The 19,749-nt window shown below is 61.9% G+C and carries 19 protein-coding genes; 7 read left to right on the top strand and 12 right to left on the bottom strand.

From position 1 onward, the window contains the following. The first annotated feature begins 160 nt into the window (after positions 1–160). From ACR1XV_RS10935 to ACR1XV_RS10915, 5 genes are all read left to right on the top strand, one after another. Positions 161–1,525 carry an FAD-dependent oxidoreductase gene (locus ACR1XV_RS10935; RefSeq protein ID WP_480531171.1) on the top strand — a complete coding sequence of 455 codons (1,365 nt, stop codon included), beginning with the start codon at positions 161–163 and terminating at the stop codon, positions 1,523–1,525. After that, complete coding sequence (locus ACR1XV_RS10930; RefSeq protein ID WP_480531169.1) at positions 1,525–2,499, top strand: isopenicillin N synthase family dioxygenase; 975 nt, start codon at positions 1,525–1,527, stop codon at positions 2,497–2,499. Before ACR1XV_RS10935 ends, ACR1XV_RS10930 begins: the two co-directional genes overlap by 1 nt. Positions 2,500–2,589: 90 nt before the next feature. Next, positions 2,590–3,663 carry an AI-2E family transporter gene (locus ACR1XV_RS10925; RefSeq protein ID WP_480531167.1) on the top strand — a complete coding sequence of 358 codons (1,074 nt, stop codon included), beginning with the start codon at positions 2,590–2,592 and terminating at the stop codon, positions 3,661–3,663. Then, positions 3,664–4,353 carry a P-loop NTPase family protein gene (locus tag ACR1XV_RS10920; RefSeq protein WP_480531165.1) on the top strand — a complete coding sequence of 230 codons (690 nt, stop codon included), beginning with the start codon at positions 3,664–3,666 and terminating at the stop codon, positions 4,351–4,353. Positions 4,354–4,404: 51 nt separating this feature from the next. Further along, entirely contained in the window at positions 4,405–5,949 is a 1,545-nt protein-coding gene (locus ACR1XV_RS10915) for a Ppx/GppA family phosphatase (RefSeq protein ID WP_480531163.1), read from the top strand. A gap of 11 nt (positions 5,950–5,960) precedes the next feature. Here the strand turns inward: ACR1XV_RS10915 and ACR1XV_RS10910 are convergent, their stop codons facing one another. The 7 genes from ACR1XV_RS10910 to ACR1XV_RS10880 form a co-directional block, all read right to left on the bottom strand. Beyond that, on the bottom strand, positions 5,961–6,323 hold the full coding sequence (locus tag ACR1XV_RS10910; RefSeq protein WP_480531161.1) for a hypothetical protein: 363 nt from the start codon (positions 6,321–6,323) through the stop codon (positions 5,961–5,963). A gap of 49 nt (positions 6,324–6,372) precedes the next feature. Next, positions 6,373–7,365, bottom strand: a complete 993-nt coding sequence (locus ACR1XV_RS10905; protein WP_480531159.1) for an endonuclease/exonuclease/phosphatase family protein — start codon at positions 7,363–7,365, stop codon at positions 6,373–6,375. 3 nt (positions 7,366–7,368) lie between these two features. Beyond that, a complete protein-coding gene (locus ACR1XV_RS10900; protein WP_480531157.1) occupies positions 7,369–8,049 on the bottom strand; it encodes a TerB family tellurite resistance protein in 681 nt (226 codons plus the stop codon). Between the two features lie 45 nt (positions 8,050–8,094). Then, positions 8,095–8,583 (bottom strand): N-acetyltransferase family protein, encoded by a 489-nt coding sequence (locus tag ACR1XV_RS10895; protein ID WP_480531155.1) that lies wholly within the window; start codon positions 8,581–8,583, stop codon positions 8,095–8,097. Continuing rightward, positions 8,580–9,182 (bottom strand): VOC family protein, encoded by a 603-nt coding sequence (locus tag ACR1XV_RS10890; protein WP_480531153.1) that lies wholly within the window; start codon positions 9,180–9,182, stop codon positions 8,580–8,582. The genes ACR1XV_RS10895 and ACR1XV_RS10890 overlap by 4 nt, the downstream gene beginning before the upstream one ends. Positions 9,183–9,255: 73 nt before the next feature. Then, the gene (gene scpA / locus ACR1XV_RS10885) at positions 9,256–11,382 is read right to left on the bottom strand and encodes a methylmalonyl-CoA mutase (RefSeq protein ID WP_480531151.1); all 2,127 of its coding nucleotides are present in this window, start codon (positions 11,380–11,382) and stop codon (positions 9,256–9,258) included. Continuing rightward, positions 11,379–12,188, bottom strand: coding sequence for a hypothetical protein (locus ACR1XV_RS10880; protein WP_480531465.1), 810 nt, complete (start codon positions 12,186–12,188; stop codon positions 11,379–11,381). Before ACR1XV_RS10880 ends, scpA begins: the two co-directional genes overlap by 4 nt. A gap of 132 nt (positions 12,189–12,320) precedes the next feature. Between ACR1XV_RS10880 and ACR1XV_RS10875 the strand changes: the two genes are divergently transcribed. Beyond that, the gene (locus tag ACR1XV_RS10875) at positions 12,321–12,767 is read left to right on the top strand and encodes a DUF4174 domain-containing protein (protein ID WP_480531149.1); all 447 of its coding nucleotides are present in this window, start codon (positions 12,321–12,323) and stop codon (positions 12,765–12,767) included. A 76-nt stretch (positions 12,768–12,843) separates the two neighbouring features. Here the strand turns inward: ACR1XV_RS10875 and ACR1XV_RS10870 are convergent, their stop codons facing one another. Both ACR1XV_RS10870 and ACR1XV_RS10865 read right to left on the bottom strand, forming a co-directional pair. Continuing rightward, positions 12,844–14,889 (bottom strand): acetyl-CoA carboxylase biotin carboxylase subunit, encoded by a 2,046-nt coding sequence (locus ACR1XV_RS10870; protein WP_480531147.1) that lies wholly within the window; start codon positions 14,887–14,889, stop codon positions 12,844–12,846. Between the two features lie 117 nt (positions 14,890–15,006). Then, positions 15,007–15,210 (bottom strand): hypothetical protein, encoded by a 204-nt coding sequence (locus ACR1XV_RS10865; RefSeq protein ID WP_480531145.1) that lies wholly within the window; start codon positions 15,208–15,210, stop codon positions 15,007–15,009. 650 nt (positions 15,211–15,860) lie between these two features. On the opposite strand from ACR1XV_RS10865, the gene ACR1XV_RS10860 reads away from it, so the two are divergent. Then, on the top strand, positions 15,861–17,012 hold the full coding sequence (locus ACR1XV_RS10860; RefSeq protein ID WP_480531143.1) for a DcaP family trimeric outer membrane transporter: 1,152 nt from the start codon (positions 15,861–15,863) through the stop codon (positions 17,010–17,012). An 86-nt stretch (positions 17,013–17,098) separates the two neighbouring features. On the opposite strand, the gene ACR1XV_RS10855 is transcribed toward ACR1XV_RS10860, so the two are convergent. From ACR1XV_RS10855 to ACR1XV_RS10845, 3 genes are all read right to left on the bottom strand, one after another. After that, positions 17,099–17,452 carry a hypothetical protein gene (locus tag ACR1XV_RS10855; protein ID WP_480531141.1) on the bottom strand — a complete coding sequence of 118 codons (354 nt, stop codon included), beginning with the start codon at positions 17,450–17,452 and terminating at the stop codon, positions 17,099–17,101. A gap of 127 nt (positions 17,453–17,579) precedes the next feature. Next, positions 17,580–17,939 (bottom strand): DUF6497 family protein, encoded by a 360-nt coding sequence (locus ACR1XV_RS10850; protein ID WP_480531140.1) that lies wholly within the window; start codon positions 17,937–17,939, stop codon positions 17,580–17,582. 150 nt (positions 17,940–18,089) lie between these two features. Further along, positions 18,090–19,622: an acyl-CoA carboxylase subunit beta gene (locus ACR1XV_RS10845; protein WP_480531138.1), complete on the bottom strand. Its 1,533-nt coding sequence runs from the start codon at positions 19,620–19,622 to the stop codon at positions 18,090–18,092. Positions 19,623–19,749: the final 127 nt, after the last annotated feature.

Raw genomic sequence — 19,749 nt, 5'->3', positions numbered from 1 at the left:
CTTCAAAGGTGAATTTGGACGTCGAAAGGTGATTATGCCAAAGCCCCGCCGGGGGCAATCATGCTTTGGCGTTTTTGCGACGGCTGGCACGTCGCAATTTTTGTTGACCCGTCAGTCAGGAAAATAAAATGTGTCGGAAACTTAGAAACCTGAGGCGTCGATGCAAACTATATCCGAACCCGCCCGGCAAATCCCGGTTGTTCACCAAACCGATATTCTGGTCGTGGGCTCCGGCCCTGCCGGACTCGCTGCTGCGTTGGCCGCCGCCCGCGCAGGGGCCGAGGTGACGATCATGGACCGTTTCGGCTGCATGGGCGGCAACATCACCGCCGTCGGCGTCGAAGGCTTTGCCTGGTATCGCCACGAGCAGACGGTCGAGGCGGGCGGCATCGGTATGGAGTTCGAGACCCGCGCCAAGGAGATGGGCGCGGCGGTGCCGGAAAGCCAATCACTCAGCTATGAGCTGGACAGCGAAGGGTTCAAGCTGGTCGCCGACCGTCTGATCGAAGAGGCTGGCGTGCATCCCATGCTGCACCGTCAGTTCGTCGCTCCGATTATGGAAGGGGATCGGATCACCGGCGTCATTACCGAATCCAAAGCCGGACGCGAGGCGATTTTGGCCCGCGTTGTGATCGACGCCACAGGCGATGCCGATGTGGCCCACCGCGCGGGCGCCCCGACGCATATGACTGCGCCGGAACAGATGATGGCGGCCTCGGTCATGTTCCATCTGGCCGGTGTCGACAAGCGCGCCTTTATGGAGGGCGTCAAGGCTGATCCGCAAACCTACAAGGACTGGGGTGGCGGGGGCGAGTGGAATATCGAGACCTCGGGCAAAGAGGACGATATGTTCTCGCCCTTCGTCCACAAGCCGTTCCAGCAGGCCATCGATCAGGGCCTGATCCCGCCGCATCTGAACACCATCGCGGGGACTTGGGGCGCGATGCATGATACCGGAGAGCTGACCTATATGAACCTGATCCATCTGGATCAGATCGACGGCACCGATCCCGACAGCATGACGCGCGGCGAGATCGAAGGGCGGCGTCAGTCCATGCTGGCCATCGAGGCCTTGCGCCGCTTTATGCCCGGCTGCGAAAATGCGCGTCTGCGGAATTTCGGGATGACCATCGGCATCCGCGATACCCGCAAGATCGACGCCGTTTACAACATGACCGAAGATGACGCCCGCCATCAGGGCCGGTTCGAGGATACGATCGGCATCTACCCCGAATTCATCGACGGCTATGGCATCCTGATCCTGCCGACGACGGGGCGGTACATGCAGATACCGTACCGCTCAATGCTGCCCAAGGGCATCAAGGGGCTGCTGGTCGCGGGGCGTTCGCACGGGGCGGATCGGGTGGCCCACGCGGCGACGCGCAACATGGCCTGTTGCGCGGTCATGGGTCAGGGTGCGGGCATCGCTGCTGCCGTGTCGCTGCACAGCAATCAGGAGCTCGACCGCATGAACCTTGCCCCGGTGCATCGGGAACTTGAACGCCAAGGGGTCAGGATCGCCTGATGCAGCATATCCCGACCATCGACATCTCGCCGCTGGCCGATCCCGCTGGCGCATCCTATGACCAGACCGTCCGGCAGATCATGGAGGCCTGCACCGGCATGGGGTTTCTGTCGATCACCGGTACCAGCATATCTCGGCAGACTGCAGATCAGGTCCGGCAGGTCGTCCGCGCGATCTTCGATGTCGAAGAGGCGCGCAAATGGGATCAGGCGATCACCCGCGAGAATTATCGTGGCTATATCCCGATGGGGTTTTTCTCGCCCAATGATGGCTCGGGTACGGCGGATAAATACGAAGGCTACAAACTGCATCATGAGGTGGCCGAGGATGCGCCGATCCGGCAGGACTGTGCACTCTATGGCCCGAACCTCTGGCCCGCCGAGGTACCGCAGGCCCGCGAGACCATCCTTGAGTATTGGCAACGGTTGGACGGGGTCGCCGATCTGTTGTTGGGCGCGCTTGAGGCCGGATTGGGCCTGACGCCGCGCACGCTGCGCGATGCGTTCCGGGACCCGATGACCAACATGACGCTGCTGCACTACCCTCCGCAGGCCCCGGATGAACGCGGCTATGGCATTCACCCGCACAAGGACACCGACGCCCTGACCATTATCGCTCCCGACCCTGTGGGCGGGCTTGAAGTGCAAACGCGCGAGGGCGGCTGGATCACGCCCGACTGCCCGCCCGGAGGCTTCGTCGTCAATATCGGCGACATGCTCGAGCTGTGGTCCGGCGGGCGGTTGAAATCGACGCCGCATCGCGTGGTCAATCGCTCGGGGCGCGAGCGCTATTCCTTCCCCTATTTCGCCGTGCCCCGCCATGACGTGGTGGTCGCGCCTTTGCTGCCCGCCCTGCCCGGCTTTGACCGGCCATCGGTGCATTGCGGCCATTGGTCGGCCGAGATCTGGCGCACCAACTGGCCCGACGAGGCCGCCGACCGCAACACGCCGGAACTGGGAACGCTGCACGATTGAGGCGCAAAAACCCGCAGCCCATGAACCGCTTGCATCGCGCGCTGTCATGGGCCAAGAACGCGGCAACGCTGTGCAACAAGGGAACGCGCCATGGCTTTGCCGGTGAAGGATCAGCTCAGATACTGGGGCATTGCCGCCGCGGTTTTTGTGGTGCTTCTCTACCTGTTGGGCGACGTGCTGCTGCCCTTTGTCATCGGCGGGGCGATTGCCTATTTCCTCGACCCCGTCGCCGACCGTTTGGAAAAGCTGGGCCTGTCGCGCATGGCCGCCACCGGCATCATCACCGTGATCGGCGTGCTGGGCTTTGTGCTGATGATCCTGATGGTCGTGCCCGCTCTGATCACGCAGCTGCTGGATCTGATCGATGTCTTGCCAAGCCTTTTCAAGGAATTGCGTGCGTTTGTTGAGAAACAATTCCCCGCACTTCTGGACCGCGAATCCAATACGCACCAGATGCTGGTCTCTTTCGGAGATACGCTGAAATCCAAGACCGGAGATGTGCTGCAAGGCGTCCTGGCCTCGCTCGGCTCAGCCATCAACGTGGTCGTGCTGCTGGTCATTGTGCCGGTTGTCGCGGTTTATATGCTGATGGACTGGGACCGCATGATCGCCCGCATCGGAGAACTGCTGCCCCGCGACCACGCCCCCACGATCAAGCGTCTGGCCGGTGAGATCGACGCGGTTCTGGCCTCATTCGTGCGCGGCATGGGCACGGTCTGCCTGATCCTCGGCACCTATTATGCCGTGGCGCTGATGCTGGTCGGCCTGCAATTTGGCCTGATCGTCGGCTTCATCGCCGGGCTGGTCACCTTCATCCCCTATCTGGGCGCGCTGATCGGGGGCACGCTGGCCATCGGTCTGGCGCTGTTTCAGTTCTGGGGCGATTGGGCGCATGTGGGGATGGTCGCGGGTATCTTCGCCATCGGACAGGTGACCGAGGGCAATTTCCTGACCCCGAAACTGGTGGGCAGTTCGGTTGGCCTGCACCCGGTCTGGCTGCTGCTGGCGCTGTCGGTGTTTGGCGCGCTGTTCGGTTTTGTCGGTATGCTGGTCGCCGTTCCGGTTGCCGCCGCTCTGGGCGTCTTGGCGCGGTTCGCGACCGAGCAATATCTGGGCAGCCGGCTGTATACCGGGCTGGAAGGGCTGCAGCAGGACGACGAATAAATGGCCACGCAGCTAAGCTTTGACCTGCCATCCATCACCGCGCTGGGGCGCGAGGATTTCTTTGTCTCGCCCGCCAATGCGCTGGCGGTTGCGATGATCTCGGCCACGTCGTGGCCCGGCAACAAGCTGGTGCTGAGCGGCCCTGCGGGGTCGGGCAAGACCCATCTGGCCCATGTCTGGGCGGCTGAAACCGGGGGGCGGATCGTGCAGGCCGCAGCCCTGCGCTATGACGATGTGCCCGATCTGGCGCACGGGCCGGTCGCGGTCGAGGACGTGCCGGTGATCGCCGCCGATCCCGAGCAGCAGAAAACCCTGTTTCACCTGCACAATCTGGTTCTGGCCGAGGGGCACACCCTGCTGATGACCGGGCGCGGCGCGCCTCGGCACTGGGGCCTGCCGCTGGCCGATCTGCAAAGCCGGGTCGAGGGCGCGCATCACGTGGCGCTTGAGGGGCCGGATGATGCGCTGCTGGGGGCGGTGCTGGCAAAGCTCTTTACCGACCGGCAGCTGAGCCCGGGGCCGGATGTGATCGCCTATCTGGTCAAGCACATGGATCGCAGTTTCGAGACCGCCGCGCAGGTTGTGGCGCAACTGGACACGATCGCGCTGACCGAAAAGCGCGACATCACCCGGGCGCTGGCCGTGCGCCTGCTGAACACGGAACCTGAACATTCGGATGCCTGCAATTGACCGCACAGGGGGTGATCCCGCATCCTGTGGCGCAAAACATCTGGGGACACCATGACCGAGACCGCCGATACTGATTTCCCCAACCAGGGACTTTTGGGCACGCCCCTGTTTCAGGATCCCGGGGCCCGGGCGCTGTCGCGTGTGGGGGTGGTCGATATCGGCTCGAACTCGGTCCGGATGGTGATCTTTGACGGCGCGGCGCGGTCGCCTGCCTATTTCTACAATGAAAAGGTGATGTGCGAGCTGGGCGCGGGCCTGTCCGAGACCGGGCGCCTGAACCCGCAGGGGCGCAAGCGGGCGTTGTCGGCGTTGCAGCGGTTTCAGTATCTGGCGCGAAATCTGGGCCTCCCCGCGCTACACGCGGTCGCCACCGCAGCGGTACGCGAGGCCAGCGACGGCCCCGAGTTCTGCGCCAAGGTCAAAGCGGAAACCGGCCTGACCATCAACGTCGTCAATGGCGAGGAAGAGGCACGGCTGTCCGCGCAGGGCGTTCTGCTGGGCTGGCCGGGTGCCTACGGCCTAATGTGCGACATCGGCGGGTCCTCGGTCGAGCTGGCCGAAATCGGCGGTGGCGAGGTCGGCAAGCGCATGACGTCTCCGCTGGGGCCGCTCAAGCTGCGCGACATCAAGGGCGGGCGGCGCGCACGCAAGGCGCATATCAAGGCGGCGCTGGAAGAGATGTGTACCAAGATGGGGCCCCAGCGCGACCGTCTGTTTCTGGTTGGCGGCAGCTGGCGCGCCTTTGCGCGGCTGGACATGCTGCGCCGGGGCTATCCGCTGAATGTTCTCCATGAATACCGCATGAGCCATACTCAGATCCACGAAACCATCCGCTTTGTCGAAAAGAACGACCCCGAAGAGCTGCGGGTGCTGGCCGGGGTATCGGGATCGCGGATGGCGCTGATCCCTTATGCGATGGATGTGCTGTCGCGGCTGATCCGCACCTTCAAACCCAAGGACATCGCCGTCTCGAGCTATGGCATCCGCGAGGGGTTGTTGTACGAGCAGATGCCGCAACGCCTGCGCGACCGCGATCCGCTGATCGAGGCCTGCCGCTTTGCCGAGGCCAAGGATGCGCGCCTGCCCGGGTTCGGTCGACATCTGTTCGATTTCGTCACGCCCCTGTTCCGCTCGGCCCCCGGCTATCGCGTGCGGCTGATCAAGGCGGCCTGTCTGCTGCACGACGTCAGCTGGCGCGCGCATCCCGATTACCGGGCCGAGGCCTGTTTCGAATATGTCACCCGCGCCAATATGAGCGGTATCAAGCATTCCGAACGAATTTTCATCGGGCTTGCCCTGCAGCACCGGTATCGCAACAAGCGCGAGGGGAACCGGTTCACGGACCTTTATGATCTGCTGGACGAAAAGAGCCAGATACAGGCCGAGGTTCTGGGCAAGGCCCTGCGGTTCGGCGCGATGTTGTGGATGCAGAATGACGCGCCGATGGGCAAGCTGCGCCTTTATCCCAAGAAACACCTGATCGAACTGCGCCTGCCCAAAGCCGCCAAACCGCTGTTCAACGAGGTCGCCGAGGCCCGATTCAACTCGCTGGCCGCCACGCTTGAGGCCACGCCGCGCGTCATCCTGCGCGGCTGAACCTGCCCCGGTCAGATATCGGTATACCCCTCGGGCGGGGTCTCTTGCGGATCGGGTGTATCGGGTTGGTCATGCCGGGGTTTTCTACGGATGATGATGTCGCCATTCGGCAGTATCTCGGGCGGTTCATAAACGCTCCAGTCCTGAACCTGATCTGCCAGTTCCGCCAGCGCCGGGCCCATTTCCTGCATAAACGTCTGCAGGGCCGGGCCGAACTGGTCGACCATAGCGCGCAGGTCATCCATGGTCGGCTCCATCTCTTGCCGCAGACCTTCGAGGAAAAGCTCGGCCCCCCGCTCCATCAGCGATTTGCCATTGTCCTCCTGCGCTTGGACAGGCAGGGCCGTTGCGGCGCAGACCGCGCAGATCAGCATCAGGTGTCGCATGATCAAAGTATAGGCGATGGCCGCCCTGGTTGGAAGGTTACAGGTCGATATCCAGCGTCACCGGAAAGTGGTCGGATGCGGTCAGCAGCGCCTCGCGCAGCTCGGGGTTGCCCCAGCAAGCGGTGTCACGAAACGGATGCCAAATGCGCCAGGTCGGGCCATGCGCGCGCAGGTCGTCGCTGATCATGATGTAATCCAGCAGCGCCTCGAGATAGCGCCCCTCCTTGGGGCGGGCAAAGCGGGCGGTGGCCGGAACCGAACCGGCGCGCGGTTCTAGCGCCCGCGCGGCATGGGGATCGTAAAGCCCCGCCTGCAGCAAAATCTCGACCGAAGAGCGCCCGAACAGATGTTCGAATTCATCCAGCCCCGGCCCGTCATTCAGATCACCCAGCAGGATCACGGGCTGTTGCGCCGCAATATGATGCCCGATCCGCCGAGACAGCCAGATCGCCTGCGCCAGTTGCTTGCGGCGGTTGGCGATCGAAATCCGTATCATCTCGTCCCGCGACCCGGCCCCGTGGGGCGCTTTGGATTTCAGATGCGCCCCGATCAGGCGAAATGCTTGCCCCGAGGCCGTTTCGACCGCCAGTTCCATCGGTGGTTTAGAGAACCTCACCTGATCCTCGGTCGCGTCTACATCCAGATCAATGCGGAATTCACCATCAAAACGCGGTGCATCGGCGGCCTGCTGCGGGTCATGACGGACCTTCAGCACCCCGGGATCATAGAGCAGCGCAAGCTCCTGATGGGTGTCGTTCGCAAAGCCCATCGCGGCATGATTGGTGCGCAGATCAAACGCCTCGGCAAAGCGTTGCAGGGCGCGGACGGTGTTTTGGACCTTGCCGGTATTGGGGGCTTCGACGATCAGGATCGCTTCGGCATCCAGCGCGGTCAGAACCTTGGCAATCGCTTCGATCTGCTGCACCTTTGTGACGTCATGACGCCCTGACCAGCTGTCATCGGCGATCAGGGTGTCATCCCGATCGAACAGGTTGGCGAACCATTCGATATTGTAGGTCGCCAGCCGCATGGATCAGACTTTGGCGCCGTTGATCTCGTCCCAGGCGCGGTTGATGTCGATCATCTTCTTCTCGGCGAGGCGCACCGCCTCTTCCGGGACGCCGCGGGCCATCATCGAGTCCGGGTGGGTGTCACGCACCAATTGCCGCCAGACCTTGCGAATCTCGGGCAGCGGCATATCGCGCGCCACGCCCAGCACGGTATAGGGGTCCTTGGGCGCATCGGGCACAAAGCGTGCGCGCAGGGCCATGAACTGCGCATCGGTCTGGCCGAAGATGCGGCTGACCTCTTCGAGGAATTCGTTTTCGTTGGGGTGATAGAACCCGTCCGCCATGGCGATGTGAAACAGCCCCTCCATCAGATCGCAGAGCGTGGTGCTGTCGTCGGCGAACATGCGGGCGATGCGGCGGGCATAATCCTGATACCCGGCAACATCGGTGCGGGCCATGTCAAAGACCTTGGCCGCGCCGTCCTCATCCTCGGGCGCGATCTGAAAGACCTCGCGGAAGGCGGTGACCTCGTCCCGGGTCACCTGACCGTCGGCCTTGGCCATCTTCGCCCCCAGCGCCACAACGGCAATCGCAAACGCCACCGAGCGTTCGGGCGGCGTGCGCAGTTTCTCGAACACTGCGGTCAGGCTTTCGCCTTGGGCGAGCGCGTTCAGCGCATCGGCTATTCTGGTCCAGATCGACATGGGCGCACCCTAGCGCGCCCCGGCCCGCCTGTCAGGTGCGACAGATCACAGCGGGGTCAAAATTTTCTGCATCAGCACCAGGTCCAGCCGCTGATCCCATTTGAAACCGACCTCGGGCATCAGGCCAACCCGAGCGAAGCCGATTGCGGAATGAAACGCGATGGCCGCCGGGTTGGCCGACGAGATACCGGCGACCAGAACATGCAGGTTCTCGGCCCTTGCATTGGCCTCCAAGGCTTGCATCAGCGCACGGCCCAGCCCCTGCCCCTGCGCCTGTGGCGTCAAAAGGATCGAATGCTCGCGGCATTGCGCATATCCGGGGCCCGTGCGAAAGGGGGCATAGGTTGCAAAGCCCGTGACGGTGCCTTCGCTCTCGGCCACCAGAAAGGCGGGGCCGCGGGTTTGGATATCAGCGGCAACGCTTTCGATGCTGCGTTCGTCGGTGGTGAAGGTGACCAGCGTATCGCGAATGATCGCGTTGGTGATCGCGGCAACTGCGGGTGCGTCTTCGACTCTGGCCCGCCGGATGGTCATTCCAGCACACGCAGCCCATGAGGTGTTTCAATTTCCGCGCGCAGCGCCGCCGGGCCGCTGTCGAACACCACATGATCCAGCGCGCCCAGCCCCTTGGCCAGTTCCAGCGCGTCCGGGTGACACACAACCAGACGCCGCAGACGGCAACCACTGTCCTGCAGCATCTGCGCCGGATGCAGATCGCCCTGCCACTGGATCAGCGCAGGAAACAGATTGTCAAACGGCAGCCGCCCGCTGGGCGGCACCGCCATCCGCCAGCGCAGAGCCCCGCGGGTCAGGTCAATCGGCTGGCCCACGCCGTCGGGAAAGACGGTCAGCGCGGCCTCGATATCCGGGACGCGGCAAATCCAGTTGGTCAGGCGCGGCGTACCTTTGAACCGGTCCAGATCAAACCAGCGGGTGCGCTGCGGGTTGGGGGCATCGGGATCAATGGCGATGGCCTCGAGATACAGCCCGTCGCGCAGGCCCAGAAGCCGGTTATGGGTGCCGAAGGTCTCGTGCTTGCCACCGGCTTGCAGGTGCACACCCAGCGCCTGTTCGAGATGGGCCGAGGCTTCTTCCAGCGTTTTGCCTGCGACCGCTAGATGATCCAGTTTCATACGCATCCTCCCGGCTAGAAAATCTTCATCGAAGATTTTCTAGCACAAGATTTTTCGACGAAAAATCTCGGGTTCACGCCCGGGCTTCGCCGATCAGACGCAGGATGTCCTGCGCGGCTTCGGGGATGTTGGTTCCGGGGCCGAAGATCGCCTTAACGCCGTGATCATAGAGGAACTGGTAATCCTGCTGGGGGATAACGCCGCCGCAGATGACGATGATATCCTCGGCTCCTGCCTTTTTCAGTTCTTCAACCAGTTGCGGAGCCAGTGTCTTGTGGCCCGCCGCCTGCGAAGAAATTCCGACCACATGCACATCGTTATCCACCGCATCCTGAGCGGCCTCGGCAGGCGTCTGGAACAGCGGGCCGACATCCACGTCAAACCCGATATCGGCAAAGGCCGTGGCGATCACCTTGGCCCCCCGGTCATGCCCGTCCTGACCCATTTTCACGACCAGCAGACGCGGGCGGCGGCCTTCGGCCTCGGCGAAACCCTCGATGGATTTCTGGATCGCCGCGAACCCCTCGTCGCCCTCATAGGCCGCGCCATAGACGCCGGCCAGCGTTTTGACCTCGGCGCGGTGGCGACCGAATTCTTTCTCCATTGCCATGCTGATCTCTCCTACGGATGCGCGGGCGCGGGCGGCCTCGACGGCGGCGGCCAGAAGGTTGCCGCCCTCGCGGGCGGTGGTGGTCAGTTCGTCCAGAGCCCGTTGGCAGGCCGCATCATCACGGGTCGCGCGGATACGCTCCAATCGAGCAACCTGCGCCTCGCGCACGGCGACGTTGTCGACATCCAGAATATCGATCGGGTCTTCCTGTTCCTTGCGGTATTTGTTGACGCCGACGATCACCTCATCGCCTTTGTCGATCATGGCCTGACGGCGTGCGGCGCTTTCTTCGATCCGCAGCTTGGGCATACCCGAGGCAACGGCCTTGGTCATGCCGCCCATCTCCTCGACCTCTTCCATCAGGGCCCAGGCCTTCTCGACCAGTTCATTGGTCAGGCTTTCGATGTAGTAGGAACCGGCCAGCGGATCGACCACATCGGTCACGCCGGTTTCCTCCTGCAAAACCAACTGCGTGTTCCGCGCGATACGGGCCGAGAAATCGGTGGGCAGCGCAATCGCCTCGTCCAGAGCGTTGGTGTGCAGGCTTTGCGTACCGCCCAGAACCGCGCTCATCGCCTCATAGGCGGTACGGATCACGTTGTTATAGGGGTCCTGTTCTTGCAGAGACACGCCAGACGTTTGGCAATGCGTCCGCAACATCTTGGACCGCTCGGATTTTGCCCCGAAATCCGTCATCACCCGGTGCCAGAGGGTGCGTGCCGCGCGCAGCTTGGCGATTTCCATGAAGAAGTTCATGCCGATAGCAAAGAAGAAAGACAGACGCCCTGCGAACTTGTCCACATCCATCCCGGCCTGCGTCGCGGCGCGGACATATTCGCGCCCATCGGCCAGCGTATAGGCCAGCTCCTGCACCAGGTTCGCCCCGGCCTCTTGCATGTGATAGCCCGAGATCGAGATCGAGTTAAACTTGGGCATCTCGTTCGAGGTATAGTCGATGATGTCCGAGATGATCTTCATCGACGGCTCAGGCGGATAGATATAGGTGTTGCGCACCATGAACTCTTTCAGAATGTCGTTCTGAATGGTGCCAGACAGGACAGATTTGTCGTGCCCCTGCTCCTCACCCGCCACGATGAAATTCGCCAGAATCGGGATCACCGCACCGTTCATCGTCATCGAGACCGAGACCTTGTCCAGCGGGATGCCGTCAAACAGGATCTTCATGTCCTCGACACTGTCGATGGCCACGCCTGCCTTGCCGACATCGCCCACAACGCGCGGGTGATCACTGTCATAGCCGCGGTGCGTCGCCAGATCGAAGGCCACCGAAACCCCCTGCTGGCCGGCGGCCAGATTGCGGCGGTAGAAGGCGTTCGATTCCTCGGCTGTGGAAAAGCCCGCATATTGACGGATCGTCCACGGACGCCCCGCATACATCGTGGCCTTGACCCCGCGTGTGAACGGACCAAACCCCGGCAGCGAGCCCATATGCGGCAGATCAGCGGTATCGGCCTGCGTATAGAGCGGTTTGACGTCGATGCCTTCCAGCGTTTCCTTGGTCAGATCGTCAAGGGGGCGTCCGCGCAGCTCTTTTTCAGCAAGCGCTTGCCAGTCCTTTGTGTCGGTCATTTCGATGTCCTCTCGTCCATTCGGATTTCGGCGGGGCGTACCCCGTCAACATAGGTGTTGGTTTGTTGCAGAAGCCGCGCCAGCCCGTCGGCCCCCGACGCAAGCCAGGTCAGGTCATCCGCATAATCACCCCACAGCTTGAGGGAATGACTGGCGGTGAAGCTGTGCTTTCGGGACCCGCGCACCGCGTTTTTCCACGTGTCGCTGTGGTCGTGCGGGGCAATGCATCCGGTTGTCAGATGCAGTTGATCGTCGGGGCGTCCGGCAAAATCCTCGAACGGGAAGACCAGCAGCGAGGCGTCGGGAAACGCGCCCGCGATATCGTTGATGACATCCTGCCAGCGCCGTCCGCTGCGGACGATCTGGTTCCAAACTGCAGGCGAAACCGGCGCGTGGCCGCGTTTGTTCAGATAGGCCCCGGCCGAACTCCAATAGGTATCCAGCGCCCTGATATTGATTATGATCTTGACCACGCGCGCGCCCAAAGCGTCCGCCAGAAACTGCGCCCGCTCGCGCGCCTTGGGATAAAGCGCCTTGTGGCGGAAATTCCCGCTCATGGTGCCGACGAAGTTTTCCTGGCTGATGATCAACTGACTGATCCCGCGTTGTTCGTACCGGGACAGGTCGTCAAAAATCCGCTCGCAGACTTCCGGCGTCAGGTTGCGCAGGCTGTCCAACCCGATCTCGCGCGTGCGCTTCGGCCCCCAATAGCCGATCCCTTGCTGTTCAAGGCTTGCGACATTGGACATCATGTAGTCCTGAAAACTCGACGAGGCACAGCGATGCGCGCCGAAATGGAGGATCACGTCCAAAGGCCCGCCCTCCTGATCCGGCTTATGCCCGATGCCAACGGGGCGCGCATTTTTTTGATGATCAGAGGCATTTCGCCGGTCGCATTCATCAGCACAGCAGCTATATTCAATGATACAGGAGGCCACATGACACGCACGCTTGCCCTTGTTTTCTTGGCACTATTCCCGCTGGCCGCGCTGGCCGCGGACGGGTCTGCCCCTGCGGACGATGCCTTTGTGCGCTCCGCAGGCGACAGCACGCTGGACGAGTTTTTGTGGGTCAACCGGCCCATTGTGGTCTTTGCCGACACCCCCGCAGACCCCCGGTTCCAGCAGCAGATCGACATGCTGACCGAAGGCGAGGCGGCCATGCGTGATCGCGATGTGGTCGTTCTGACCGATACCGATCCTTCGGCACGGTCCCCGATCCGGTCACAGTTGCGCCCACGCGGGTTCCAGATGGTGTTTGTGGACAAGGACGGGGTGGTCAAGCTGCGCAAACCCAGCCCCTGGAGCGTGCGCGAGATTGGCCGATCCATCGACAAGACCCCCCTGCGCGAACGCGAGATTCGCGAACGGCGCGAGGGCGGCTGAGCGCTTTCGTCACGCCCCCGGCCCCCGGCGACATGCGCCGGGAAACAACAGGGATATGACAAAAGCGCGGTCATGATCACTCGAACTCGATGATCACATCGTCCACGGCAAGACTGTCGCCTGCACCGGCGTTGATCTTGGCGACCTTGCCCTTCTTCTCGGCGCGTAGGATGTTTTCCATCTTCATCGCCTCGATGGTGCAAAGCGCCTGCCCTTCCTGCACTTCCTGACCGACTTCGACATCGACCTTCACAACAAGGCCGGGCATCGGGCAGAGCAGCATTTTCGAGGTATCGGGCGGCAGTTTCTCGGGCATCAGCCGAGCCAGTTCGGCCTGACGCGGGGTGCGTACATGCACTTTCATATCCGCGCCCCGGTTGCGGATGCGGAACCCGCCGGAGACCTTGCCCACCTTCAGAACCAGCGGGCTGCCATCGACATCCAGAACGGCCAGTTGATCACCGGGCGTCCAGTCGGACGCGACGCGCGAGGTACTGCCATCCGCAAACGTGACCGTTGAACCATCCTTGTCGGCGTCGATGGCCACCGCGAACTCATGCCCTTGCAGGGTCACGACCCAGTCTTCGCCAACCTTGCGTTCGTGGTTATCCATGCGCCCCGACACACGGGTGCGACGGATTTCTGCCACCCGGTGCATGGCCGCGCATGAGGCGGCGATACGGCGCAGATCACCCTCGGGCAGTTCAACGCCTTCGAACCCGTCGGGATATTCTTCGGCGATGAAAGCGGTGGTCATGTCGCCCTTGATGAAAATCGGGTGGTCCATCACCGCCGACAGGAAGGGCAAGTTGTGGCCGATGCCTTCGACCTCGAAACTATCCAGCGCGACACGCATCGCCTCAATCGCCTGCTCGCGGGTCGGGGCCCACGTACACAATTTGGCGATCATCGGGTCATAATACATGCTGATCTCGCCGCCCTCATAGACGCCGGTATCGTTGCGCACCGCCGCAGGCCCTTCGGGCGCATCGCCCTGCCATTTGCCATTGACCAGCATCGGGCCAGCGGCAGTTTCCTGCGGCGGGCGATAGCGGGTCAGACGACCGATTGAGGGCAGGAAGCCGCGATAGGGGTCCTCGGCATACAGACGGTTTTCGATGGCCCAGCCGGTCAGGGTCACGTCGTCCTGCGTGATGGTCAGCTTTTCGCCAGCGGCCACCCGGATCATCTGTTCGACCAGATCGACACCGGTGATCAGTTCAGTGACAGGGTGTTCCACCTGAAGGCGGGTGTTCATTTCAAGGAAGTAGAAGTTCTTTTCGCCATCGACGATAAACTCGACCGTCCCGGCGCTGGCGTAATCCACCGCCTTGGCAAGCGCGACCGCCTGTTCGCCCATTGCCTTGCGGGTCTCGGGGTCAAGGAATGGCGAAGGGGCCTCCTCGACAACTTTCTGGTTCCGGCGCTGGATCGAGCATTCGCGCTCGCCCAGATAGATGCCGTTGCCATGGCTGTCGCACAGAACCTGAATTTCGATATGTCGCGGCTGGGTTACGAATTTCTCGATGAAAATCCGGTCGTCACCGAACGAGTTCGCGGCCTCGTTCTTGGATGACTGGAAGCCTTCGCGCGCTTCGTCATCGTTCCACGCGATCCGCATCCCCTTGCCGCCGCCGCCAGCGCTGGCCTTGATCATCACGGGATAACCGATGTCGTTGGAGATTTTCACGGCCTCATCGGCATCCTCGATCAGACCCATATAGCCGGGCACGGTCGAAACCCCTGCATCCTGCGCGATCTTCTTCGAGGTGATCTTGTCCCCCATGCTTTCAATCGCACCGACAGGCGGACCAACAAAGGCAACGCCCTCGGCGTCCAAAGCCTCGGCGAATTTCGAGTTCTCGGACAGGAAGCCGTAGCCGGGATGCACCGCCTGCGCGCCGCTTTGGCGGATGGCATCCATGACCTTGTCGATCACGATATACGACTGGTTGGCGGGCGGTGGGCCGATATGCACGGCCTCATCCGCCATCGAGACATGCAGGGCGTTCTTGTCCGCATCCGAATAGATTGCGACGGTGCCGATACCCATCTTGCGGGCGGTCTTGATGACCCGGCAGGCGATCTCGCCCCGGTTGGCGATCAGGATCTTGTTGAACATGGAACGTCCTTTGTCTTGGTGTTCTGGAAACGCATCACGCCGCCGCGGGGCGGTGACCCCACGACGGCGTGATGCGCGATGGCGGACGGGGCTTTGGCGGCCCCGATAAATTCAGCGTTAGTTACAGTTGTTCTGCGTCTTGCAATACAGCACGTTGCCCGCAGCCCCGACCGCAGCCCCGAACAACGGGTCGGCATTGAGGACCGCAGCCCCGATGGCCCCGGCACCGCCGCCCAGGATGGCCTGTTCGCCGGTCGAGTCGCCGCAGGCCGCAAGGCCCGCGCAGGTCGCAAGCGCGAGAAGAATTCGTGAGTTTCGCATGGGTACTGCCCTTCCAGGTTTCTTGACGTCTTTGCCGCCAAATGCCGAATACCGGGTTTGATATGCAATAACACAGGCACAAAATCCGCAATATGCGCAGCTTTTTGCCGTTTTTCGACCGCAGGGGCCGAAAAGAAAAACGCGGGCAGGACCATGTGGGGAACACAAGCCTGCCCGCGGAAGGAAGGGGTACGGAATAGTAGGTGCTTGTGCGACGCAGGCAAAGTAGAGCCGCACGGCCCATTCACCATGCACGTTACAATTCCGCGCGCAAACCCAACATTGTTTCCATTTGAATTTCCGGCTGAAACCTGCCCATTCGGCAAAAAACCGCGCAGATTCGCGCCCATATCCGGGCCGCTGCGAACGCCGGGTGCGGCCCGCAAATCTGTCACGATACCGTTACAAATTGTGCCCTTCCGACTGTGTCCGGCGTCGGATTGATCACAGCCCCCCCTGCCCGCACACGGAAAGTTGTGTCCAGTGTTCAGCGCATTAGAGAGGCCGATCACCGGCCCGTGAAAATGCGGCTGCAGAGGCACACATTTGCTTGAGGAATCCGGGCAGTTTCCTCCCGATTTGGTGATTTCCCTCACACACGCTGGCGTGAAACGGTGTGCCTGCACACTCGCACACAAGGAAGTATCCCCATGATATTTAAGGGTAAAAGAGCCAGCCTGCTTGCTGCCAGCGCGCTTTGCGTCAGCGGTTTGCCAGCCTTGGCGCAAGATGCACAAACTCAGGCCGAACTGGACGCGCTGCGCGCTCGGGTCGAAGCGCTGGAGGCCTCCACGCCCGGATCGGGCACCGGAGATCTGCAGATCGGAAACACGTCGCTGGACGTTTACGGTTATGTCAAAGCCGACTTCTTTTATGATTTCGACTTTGATCAGGGCGACACCGCGTTCGTGAACGTGGTGGGTGAGCCCTCGGCAGCCACCAGCGGCACCTTCGGTGCCACGGTCCGTCAGTCGCGGATCGGATTGCGCACCAATACGCCCTCGGGAATCGGTGACATTCAGGGCCAGATCGAGGTCGACGCGTTCGGCTCGAACGGCACGGCTGAATTCCGCATCCGCCACGCGAACATCAGAATCGGTGAAGAGTGGCTGATCGGTCAGTTCTGGACCAACTTCCAGCCGCTGGACACCTATCCGACCTCGGTGGAATTCAACGGCCCCGTTGGTATCGCCTTCGCGCGTGTTCCGCAGGTCCGCTACACCAACAACTCGGTCCAGAACACCAGCTTTGCGGTCTCGATCGAAGAGAATGTCGGCGGGTCGAATTCTGACGATCCGGTTTTCACCGCGTCGGCCGAGTATAACGACGGCAAATACATCGCCCGCGGCGCTCTGCTTTACGGTAAGGCCGAAAGCGGCGGAACCGAGGTTGACCAGACCGGTCTGACTCTGTCCGGTTCGGCCCGTCTTTGGGAAGGTGGCCTGTTTCAGGTCAACTATGTCACCGGCGAAGCGCTCGGCCCCTGGCTGATCGGTCTGGGTGACGCGGTTGTCGGCGGCGAAGCGAATGACGTTGACGGTTTCACCGTCGAACTGCGTCAGCAGCTGGGCGCCAAATGGAATGTCGGCGTGGCCTATGGTTACGAAGACTATGACCTGCCCACCTCGACCGGCACGTTGTCGTTCACTGAGCTTGAGACGATCCACGTCAACGCCTTCTATCAGGCGACCGACAGCCTGACGCTGAGCGCCGAATACATCTATGGCGAGCGGAACGACACGATCTCTGGCGACGATTTCGACGCCAGCCGTATTCAGGTTGCCGCGCAGCTGAACTTCTGAATCATGCACCGACCCCTGCCCGTTCGCGGGCAGGGTCACACCGCCATGACCCGGCAGGGCGTTATGTGCGGCAGCGCCAAACACGATCAGCCCGCACCATCAAAAATGTCCGGAAACGACTGACGCGCCGCGTCCAGGTCAATCACCAGCAAAGCGTCATAGCTTGCCGGATCGAACGGATCCTCTGCCGCCACAACCTCGCGCCCGAACAGCCAGCTGAGCCGCCCCGCATCCAGATTGCCGCGCTCGAACGGCTGGTCGCCAAAATGTGCCCACAGCGCCTCGATAAAGGCGGCGTCTGCGCGCTTGTCGGCAGGTTTCCGGTCACGGAACCGTTCCCGCCGAGTCAGCGGCGTCACGCCCTTGGGATTGGCGCGGCGGATGGTGAACTGAAAATCGGTACCGGCCAGACGGCCGGGAAAACCACGATGTTTTAACATGGTCGACCCCTTTGCGTCAGGGTGTTGAAAAGACAGGGAAACCGGCGATCCTGCCGGGGCAGAGCAATCATGTGCGCCTCCGAAACCGTGGGGTTGGATTGGGATGCCCTGAGGGGATGTGTCATGCTCAGAGCGCCTCCCAGATACACATGGATTGCTCCAGCCGGTAGACCTCGAAATACTGGGTGGCGTCGGGTTCCGAGGTGCCGAATTCCAAGGGCCGGTCCGAGAATGAAATCACCACGCGGGCCGGATCCAGCGCGTGCCGGGCCACGTAAGGCACGGCCAGCGTCTTGCACAAATGCTCCATGTCGATCACGGCGACATCGTGGCTGATGCGCCCCGCCGTCGACCCGATCCGGGGCGCAACGAAGCGGAACCGCAACCAAAGCTCGCCCGGATTGTTGTCGAGCAGCACATTGCTGAGTTCCACCGGCTGGCCCGAAGGCACCGGCAACAGGTTATCAGCCTGCGCAGGGTTGATCATGCCCGCGGCCACGGCAGAAAGGGCCAGACCCCGGACCCGCCAATGGCGGGCTCCTCCCTCCGGGGTTGGCCGCACGGAGCGAAGGGTCCGTGCAATCTTATGTCTGGCGACGTGCATCATGAAACACCGGCAGTTGGCAGTCTCTTGTTCTTACAGCGGAATATTGTCGTGCTTTTTCCACGGGTTCTTCAACTGCTTGCCCCGCAGGCTCGCAAAGGCGCGCGACACCCGGCGGCGGGTGGATTGCGGCATGATGACCTCGTCGATGAAGCCGCGTTCGGCTGCAACGAATGGATTGGCGAAACGGTCCTCATAATCCTGCGTGTGCTGCGCGATCTTCTCGGCATCGCCCAGATCGGCGCGATGGATGATCTCGGTCGCGCCCTTGGCTCCCATCACCGCAATCTCGGCGGTGGGCCAGGCATAGTTGAAATCTCCGCGCAGGTGCTTCGAGGCCATCACGTCATAGGCCCCGCCATAGGCTTTGCGGGTGATCACGGTGACCTTGGGCACAGTTGCCTCGCCATAGGCAAACAGCAGCTTCGCACCGTGCTTGATGACACCGCCATATTCCTGGCTGGTCCCCGGCAGGAAGCCCGGCACGTCCACCAGCGTCAGGATCGGAATTTCAAAGCAATCGCAGAACCGCACGAACCGCGCCGCCTTGCGCGAACTGTCGATATCCAGACACCCCGCCAGAACCATCGGCTGATTGGCCACAATGCCCACCGTCTGGCCTTCAAGCCGGATAAAACCGGTGATGATGTTCTTGGCATAATCCTCTTGGATCTCATAGAAATCACCCTCATCCGCGACCTTGGTGATGAGCTCTTTCATGTCGTAGGGCGTGTTCGGATTGTCCGGGATCAGCGTATCCAGCGAGGTTTCCACCCGGTTCGGTTCGTCGAAGAACGGGCGCACGGGCGGCTTTTCACGGTTGTTGAGCGGCAGAAAGTCGACCAGACGGCGGACCTCGGCCAGCGCCTCGACATCGTTTTCGAACGCACCATCCGCGACCGAGGATTTCTTGGTATGGGTCGAGGCCCCGCCCAGTTCCTCGGCGGTGACAACCTCGTTGGTGACGGTCTTCACCACGTCGGGGCCGGTGACGAACATATAAGACGTGTCCTTGACCATGAAGATAAAGTCGGTCATCGCCGGGCTATAGACCGCGCCACCCGCACAAGGCCCCATGATCACGCTGATCTGCGGCACCACGCCCGAGGCCATGATGTTGCGCTGGAACACCTCGGCATATCCGGCCAGCGAGGCGACGCCTTCCTGAATCCGCGCCCCGCCCGAGTCGTTGATCCCGATCACAGGCGCGCCGTTCTGCACCGCCATATCCATGATCTTGCAGATCTTCTGCGCATGGGTTTCCGACAGTGAGCCGCCGAAGACGGTGAAATCCTGACTGAACACATAGACCATGCGGCCATTGATCGTGCCCCAGCCGGTAACGACGCCATCACCCGCAGGCTTTTGATTTTCCATCCCGAAATCGGTGCAGCGGTGGCTGACGAACATATCGAACTCTTCGAAACTGCCTTCATCGACCAGCAGCTCGATCCGCTCGCGCGCGGTCAGCTTGCCGCGGGCGTGCTGCGCGTCGATCCGTTTCTGCCCACCGCCAAGCCGGGCGTTGGTGCGGCGGTCTTCTAGCTCGGAAAGGATATCTTTCATGACGGTCGTCCCCTATGGAATTTTGCGGGACCATAGCGGGGGTGGGCCACAGGCCAAAGACATTTTCGGCAAATTTGCAAATCTTCCGCAACACATCTTGCAAAAAATGCAAAATTGCTAATTAACA

The sequence above is a fragment of the Ruegeria sp. AD2(2025) genome, assembly GCF_056542385.1.
The sequence above is the reverse complement of the archived record's forward strand: the minus strand, read 5'-3'. Positions and strand labels throughout refer to the sequence as shown.

Bases quoted from the DNA above. Each gene is read 5' to 3' on its own strand.
- ACR1XV_RS10890 (WP_480531153.1), bottom strand. From the start codon at position 9,182: ATGAAACTGGATCATCTAGCGGTCGCAGGCAAAACGCTGGAAGAAGCC.
- ACR1XV_RS10865 (WP_480531145.1), bottom strand. From the start codon at position 15,210: ATGCGAAACTCACGAATTCTTCTCGCGCTTGCGACCTGCGCGGGCCTT.
- ACR1XV_RS10905 (WP_480531159.1), bottom strand. From the start codon at position 7,365: ATGCGGCTGGCGACCTACAATATCGAATGGTTCGCCAACCTGTTCGAT.
- ACR1XV_RS10930 (WP_480531169.1), top strand. From the start codon at position 1,525: ATGCAGCATATCCCGACCATCGACATCTCGCCGCTGGCCGATCCCGCT.
- ACR1XV_RS10920 (WP_480531165.1), top strand. From the start codon at position 3,664: ATGGCCACGCAGCTAAGCTTTGACCTGCCATCCATCACCGCGCTGGGG.
- scpA (WP_480531151.1), bottom strand. From the start codon at position 11,382: ATGACCGACACAAAGGACTGGCAAGCGCTTGCTGAAAAAGAGCTGCGC.
- ACR1XV_RS10895 (WP_480531155.1), bottom strand. From the start codon at position 8,583: ATGACCATCCGGCGGGCCAGAGTCGAAGACGCACCCGCAGTTGCCGCG.
- ACR1XV_RS10915 (WP_480531163.1), top strand. From the start codon at position 4,405: ATGACCGAGACCGCCGATACTGATTTCCCCAACCAGGGACTTTTGGGC.
- ACR1XV_RS10850 (WP_480531140.1), bottom strand. From the start codon at position 17,939: ATGATCAACCCTGCGCAGGCTGATAACCTGTTGCCGGTGCCTTCGGGC.
- ACR1XV_RS10870 (WP_480531147.1), bottom strand. From the start codon at position 14,889: ATGTTCAACAAGATCCTGATCGCCAACCGGGGCGAGATCGCCTGCCGG.
- ACR1XV_RS10910 (WP_480531161.1), bottom strand. From the start codon at position 6,323: ATGCTGATCTGCGCGGTCTGCGCCGCAACGGCCCTGCCTGTCCAAGCG.
- ACR1XV_RS10860 (WP_480531143.1), top strand. From the start codon at position 15,861: ATGATATTTAAGGGTAAAAGAGCCAGCCTGCTTGCTGCCAGCGCGCTT.
- ACR1XV_RS10925 (WP_480531167.1), top strand. From the start codon at position 2,590: ATGGCTTTGCCGGTGAAGGATCAGCTCAGATACTGGGGCATTGCCGCC.
- ACR1XV_RS10855 (WP_480531141.1), bottom strand. From the start codon at position 17,452: ATGTTAAAACATCGTGGTTTTCCCGGCCGTCTGGCCGGTACCGATTTT.
- ACR1XV_RS10900 (WP_480531157.1), bottom strand. From the start codon at position 8,049: ATGTCGATCTGGACCAGAATAGCCGATGCGCTGAACGCGCTCGCCCAA.
- ACR1XV_RS10935 (WP_480531171.1), top strand. From the start codon at position 161: ATGCAAACTATATCCGAACCCGCCCGGCAAATCCCGGTTGTTCACCAA.
- ACR1XV_RS10845 (WP_480531138.1), bottom strand. From the start codon at position 19,622: ATGAAAGATATCCTTTCCGAGCTAGAAGACCGCCGCACCAACGCCCGG.
- ACR1XV_RS10875 (WP_480531149.1), top strand. From the start codon at position 12,321: ATGACACGCACGCTTGCCCTTGTTTTCTTGGCACTATTCCCGCTGGCC.